Genomic DNA, 5,457 nt, shown 5'->3' on the forward strand with positions numbered 1-5,457 from the left:
TGATAATTGCCACGGCGCTGCTGCTGCTCGCCTTGAACTGGGGCGGCAGCGCCTATCCCTGGACTTCGCTTGAAGTCATCGGCGTTCTCTGCGGTTCGGCGATTTTCTGGAGCGCTTTTGCCTTGCGGCTCATGCGCGCCGCCGAGCCGCTCATCTCACTCGAAGTGCTTGGCAATCCAATCGTTCTGGCGGGCACGCTTTCGATGTTCCTGCTTCAGGCCGCAAGCGTCGGCATGGCTGTGTACCTGCCCGTCTATCTTCAGGCGGTGCTCGGCTTGTCGGCAGCGGAGTCGGGCATCGCGATGCTTGGGCTTCTGCTGGGGACCGTCGGCGGCGCGGCATTCAGCGGGCGTATGATCCCGCATTTCACCCACTACAAGCGCATTGCGATGGTGGGCGTCGTCTTCAGCATGCTGTGCCTCTGCCTGCTGGCCGTCGTCGCAGGATATGCAACGCTGCTGGAGGTCGAGGTCTTGACGATTTGCATCGGGTTTGGAACCGGAACGACGTTTCCGGTCACCACCGTGTCGGTCCAGAACGCCGTCGATCGCGTGCATCTCGGCGTCGCGACGGGCGTGCTGACATTCCTGCGTTCGCTTGGCAGTGCGCTTGGGGTCGCCATGCTCGGCGCGGTCGCTCTGGGCTACGGCTTGCCGCTTGCCGGTGAAGGCGTGCGGATCGCTGGCCATAGCGCGACGGTCGAGCCGTTCGTGATGATCTTTGCCGTCGCCGCCGCTACATTGCTGCTGGGGCTGATCACGCTGACGCTGATGCCCGAAAAGGAGCTTCGCGGCTACGCCGACAATGCGGCGCCGATGCTGGCCGAGTAAAGTTCAGCCGGAGACGCCGAGCTTCTTCTGCAGGCTGGTCGATGAGGTCGTGTACTGGAAAACGATGCGCTCGCCGGGGCTGATGATGCGCTTGGCGGCCTGCGCCATCAGCGCCACTTCGTGGAAACCCGACAGGATCAGCTTCAGCTTGCCCGGATACCAGTTGATGTCACCGACCGCGAAGATGCCGGGCACCGATGTCTGGAATTTTTCGGTATCGACCGGAATGAGGTTCTCGTGAAGGTTGAGACCCCACTCCGCGATCGGTCCGAGCTTCATGGTCAGGCCGAAGAACGGCAGCATGCGCGTGCAAGGCACCTCGACGTCGCCATCCGGTCCCTTGATGGTGGCCGATGACAACTGGCCGTCGGCACCGGTCAATCCGGTCACCTGGCCGACCTGGAATTCGAGCTGCTTCATCTCCTGCATGGCATACATCTTGTTGACGCTGTCGGGAGCGGCGCGGAACTCAGGCCGCCGGTGCACCAGCGTCACGCTCTTTGCCACCGGCTGCAGGTTCAGCGTCCAGTCGAGCGCCGAGTCGCCGCCGCCGACAATGACGAGGTCGTGGCCGCGAAAATCCTCCATCCGGCGCACCGAATAGAAGACGCTCTTGCCTTCATAGGGCTCGATGCCGGGGATCGGCGGACGCTTGGGCTGGAAGGAGCCGCCGCCGGCGGCAATCACCACCACCTTGGCCTCGAACACCTCGTTTTCGTCGGTGGTGACGCGAAAACTGCCGTCCTCCAGTTTTTCCAGGCTGGAAACCATTCGGTTGTAGCTGAAATCGGGCTTGAACGGCGCGATCTGCTCGAGCAATTTGTCGACCAGCCCCTGCGCCGAGATCGAAGGCCAGCCTGGAATGTCGTAGATCGGCTTTTCCGGATAAAGTTCCGCGCATTGGCCGCCCGGCCGATCGAGAATGTCGATCAGGTGGCACTTCATGTCGAACAGGCCGAGCTCGAACACGGCAAACAGGCCGACCGGCCCTGCCCCGACAATAAGCACGTCTGTCCTGGTGATGTCGGTCATGCCTGTGCCTCGCTGCGCATGACCCCGAAAATCGGAACGATTTTCGGAAAGGATCATGCGCAAATAAAAGTGCTACAGCGTCCGTTGCGCGTCCAAGAGGACGCGCGGCGCTGTGGTGAAACAGCAGGACACTGCATGACCATCGCCCCGCTGCCAAGCCACAGCGGGAAAAATCAGTTGGCAAAAAGGTTGCGCTTATCCCTGGCGGGCAGGCACCCGCACGACCAAGCCGTCAAGCGCATCGCGGACCTTGATCTGGCATGACAGGCGCGAATTGGGCTGGACGTCGTAGGCGAAGTCCAGCATGTCCTCTTCCATCGCTTCCGGCTCGCCGACTTCAGCCGTCCAGGCTTCGTCGACATAGACGTGACAGGTGGCACAGGCGCAGGCACCGCCGCATTCGGCTTCGATCCCGGGCACGGCGTTGCGGATCGCGTTCTCCATGACCGTAGAGCCGTTCTCGGCGTCCATGTCGAAATGCGTGCCGTCATGGGCAATGAAAGTCAGCTTGGTCATTTGTCACCTGAAGGGAGTTGCAGCCGAGATAATCACTCCGGCTGACAAGTCAACTGCCGCATGAAAGCGCCGCCCGATGACGTTTTTCCGCAAATCGGATTCGGCGCGGATTCAGCGGTTGATGGCGGCGATGAAATCGCGCACTTCGTCGATCAGCGTACCAAGCCGCTTGAGCGTCTGGCCGTCTTCCGGCCGGTGCTCGATCTCGGTGGCGCAATCGGCGATGGCAAAGGCGCCCACGCCCCGTGCCGAACCCTTTAATCCATGGGCGAGCAGAAGCCGGTCCTTGATATCGGCGTCGACTATTCTGTCGCGCACGGACAGCGCCTGCTGTACAAATAGCGCCAGAACCTCTTGCTCTAGGCTGCGGTCACCCATCGTCTGGCGGGCAAGGTGTGCCAAATCGACCGGCCGTGACCGTCTTGGTCCGGATACATCTCCCCCGGGCATTGAGAAGGCGATGCCGCTTTCGCCACGCATGAACTCGAACTCCGTTTCTTCGACTCGCCCAAAAACCTAGGCGAATCCAATGGACAACGGGTTAATGAATGGCCCGGAAAAATGTTGCCAAAGCGGCGTCCAAATCACAGTTCCGTTAACCTTATATTTAAAGTTTTACGTATCCCGCGGAATGCATGTTTTCTTTACCCCCCTGTGTCATTACGATACGAGGGGTCCATTTTCAGCCTCCTGCGCGGGGCAAGACAAACAAAATTATAAGCCCGCGGCAGCTAGTACAGGGTAGCGAAGGCATGGCAAAGAAACCGACGACGAGAACTCTCGACAGCGAAGTGGCCAGGGAACTGGAAAAGGCGCTCGATCTCGACCTCAGCAATGAGATCGGCAGCGGCGACCTCGATATCGCGGCTTCGATGGAGGATCTTGAAGCGCAGATATCCCAGGCGGCCGACGAGCTGGCGCGCGAGGGACGCAATCATAAGCCGGAACAGAACCCGGAGCCGGTGGTCAACCAAAACCAGGCCGCGAAACCCGCGCCCAAGGCCAAACCTGCCGAATTGCGCCCCGTGGAACCGCGCAATGGCGCCCAGCCCGCAGGTTTCGCGCCGGCCAATGACGATCGCCAGAAGGATTACAAGACGCTCCTGCACAGCCTCAACAGGCGTGCCTCGAACACCATTTACTGGGTCGTCGCCTTCGTTTCGCTCGCCTGGTTCGCCGGTGCCGGTGGTTTGGCCAATCTGCTTTTCGGACCGAGCATTTGGAGAATCCGCACGCTCGACCAGTTCCTCGCCCGTCCGGAACTGATCGGCCTCGCCGTCGCGGCCATCGTGCCTGTCATCCTGTTCTGGGCCTTCGCCGCCATGATTCGCCGCGCCCAGGAAATGCGCATCGCCGCACAGTCGATGACCGAAGTGGCCTTCCGCCTGACCGAGCCGGAAAACCTTGCCCAGGATCGCGTCATGATGATCGGCCAGGCCGTTCGTCGCGAGGTCGCGGCGATGGGCGAAGGCATCGAACGCACGCTTGCCCGCGCCGTCGAACTGGAAACGCTTGTCCACAGCGAAGTCAACCAGATCGAACGCTCCTATTCCGAGAATGAATCCCGCATCCGTTCGCTGGTCGACGGCCTCGGCAGCGAGCGCGAAGCCGTCGTCACCCATGCCGAGCGCGTCCGCGCCTCGATTACCGGCGCGCATGAGACGCTGAAGGACGAGATCGGCGCGGCTTCCGACATCATTCGCGACTCGATCCTCAATGCATCGACCAAATTGTCGATGACGATCACCAATTCCGGCGACACGCTGATCGACCGCATCAACGAAAGCTCGATGTCGATCTTCGATTCCGTCGAAGGCCGGCTCGATTCGATCACCGACCGTCTGTCGACCTCGGGCGAGGCCTTCGCCAGCCTTCTCGACACCCGCATTGCCAAGCTGACGGACACCACGGACGGACTGACGCGGTCGTTGACCGATCTACTCGACGATCGCACCACCGGCATGGTGTCGCTGCTTGGCGGCGCCGCGCGCACCCTCAATTCCGAATTCGAGGCCAGCCTCAACGGCATCGAGCGCACGCTCGCCGAACGCGGCCAGGCGCTGATCAGCGAGTTCCAGACCCGCGCCGAGGCGCTCGACACCGGAACGCAGAAGCTCAATGCGGCACTCGAGGCCCGCGCCCGCCAGATCAATGAAACGCTGGTCGAGCGCGCCCGCGAAATCGCGCACACCTTCGCCGAGAGCAAGGACACGCTGTCGGCGATGATCGATCAGGGCAAGACCCAGATCGGCGCCGACATGGCCGACATCGTCACTTCGACCTCCTCTATGCTCGAAGCCCGCGCCAGCGACTTCGCCGGACGCATGGAAGCCGCCCGTCACGTCGTGTCGCGTTCGTTCGACAGTGACATCCAGCGGCTCGCCGACGCCCGCGTCGGCATCGAGGAAGCTGTCGAGAACCACAGCAGGAAACTGTCCGAAAGCCGCGAGCGCATGGCCGCGGCCATGGAGGCCGACCTGGCGAAGTTCGCCGAGGGCCGCGCCGGCATCGATGCGGCAGTAACCAACCAGGTGCAGAAGCTGGCCGAAGGCCGCAGCCTGATCTCGCGCGCTCTCGAAGAGGATCTGCGCAAGGTCAATGAATCGCGGGCGGCCATCGATGCATCGCTCGGCAGCCATCTCGAAAGGCTGGAAGAAGGTCGCAACAGGCTCTCTATTGCCTTGAATGAAGACTCCGGGAAGCTGGTGCAAGCTCGTACGATCATTGATGAAATGGTCGCCGGACATGTCGGAAAACTCGCCGAGGGCCGCAACATTCTGTCGCGCGCTTTGGAAGCCGATCTCGGAAAACTGTCCGACAGCCGCGCCGACATCGACGGTCTGGTCGCCGGTCAGGTGGAAAAAATCGCCGAAGGCCGCGCCGTGCTCGCCAAGGCGTTGGAAAACGACATCGTCGGCATCAAGAGCCTCATCGAAACCCATTCCGCCAAACTGGCGGAAGACCGCACGCAGCTTTCCCATTCGCTCGACAATGATCTGTCCGGCATACGCGGCCTGATCGAAAGCCATTCGGGACGGTTGGCCGAGGACCGCAGCCTGCTGTCGCAGACCCTTGACGC

General features: G+C 61.7%; 4 protein-coding genes and 1 pseudogene. 2 read left to right on the forward strand and 3 right to left on the reverse strand.

All coding sequences use genetic code 11. The features are described 5' to 3' along the window. Positions 1–830 (forward strand): MFS transporter (locus EN991_RS21630; protein WP_127369514.1); only part of this gene is annotated, 830 nt, incomplete at its 5' end. A gap of 3 nt (positions 831–833) precedes the next feature. On the opposite strand, the gene EN991_RS21635 is transcribed toward EN991_RS21630, so the two are convergent. From EN991_RS21635 to EN991_RS21645, 3 genes are all read right to left on the reverse strand, one after another. Beyond that, positions 834–1,862 (reverse strand): NAD(P)/FAD-dependent oxidoreductase, encoded by a 1,029-nt coding sequence (locus EN991_RS21635; protein ID WP_013531877.1) that lies wholly within the window; start codon positions 1,860–1,862, stop codon positions 834–836. 195 nt (positions 1,863–2,057) lie between these two features. Continuing rightward, the gene (locus EN991_RS21640; RefSeq protein WP_013531878.1) at positions 2,058–2,378 is read right to left on the reverse strand and encodes a 2Fe-2S iron-sulfur cluster-binding protein; all 321 of its coding nucleotides are present in this window, start codon (positions 2,376–2,378) and stop codon (positions 2,058–2,060) included. Between the two features lie 111 nt (positions 2,379–2,489). Beyond that, on the reverse strand, positions 2,490–2,858 hold the full coding sequence (locus tag EN991_RS21645) for an Hpt domain-containing protein (protein ID WP_023813039.1): 369 nt from the start codon (positions 2,856–2,858) through the stop codon (positions 2,490–2,492). A gap of 272 nt (positions 2,859–3,130) precedes the next feature. Here EN991_RS21645 and EN991_RS21650 point away from each other — a divergent pair. Continuing rightward, positions 3,131–5,457 (forward strand): annotated as a pseudogene (locus EN991_RS21650) (kinesin); the annotation flags it as partial.

Origin of the sequence: Mesorhizobium sp. M7A.F.Ca.US.005.03.2.1 (assembly GCF_003997795.1) — a bacterium.
Lineage (GTDB): Bacteria > Pseudomonadota > Alphaproteobacteria > Rhizobiales > Rhizobiaceae > Mesorhizobium > Mesorhizobium ciceri.

Coding starts and splice junctions, on each gene's coding strand:
- EN991_RS21635 (WP_013531877.1), bottom strand. CDS start 1,862: ATGACCGACATCACCAGGACAGACGTGCTTATTGTCGGGGCAGGGCCG.
- EN991_RS21645 (WP_023813039.1), bottom strand. CDS start 2,858: ATGCGTGGCGAAAGCGGCATCGCCTTCTCAATGCCCGGGGGAGATGTA.
- EN991_RS21640 (WP_013531878.1), bottom strand. CDS start 2,378: ATGACCAAGCTGACTTTCATTGCCCATGACGGCACGCATTTCGACATG.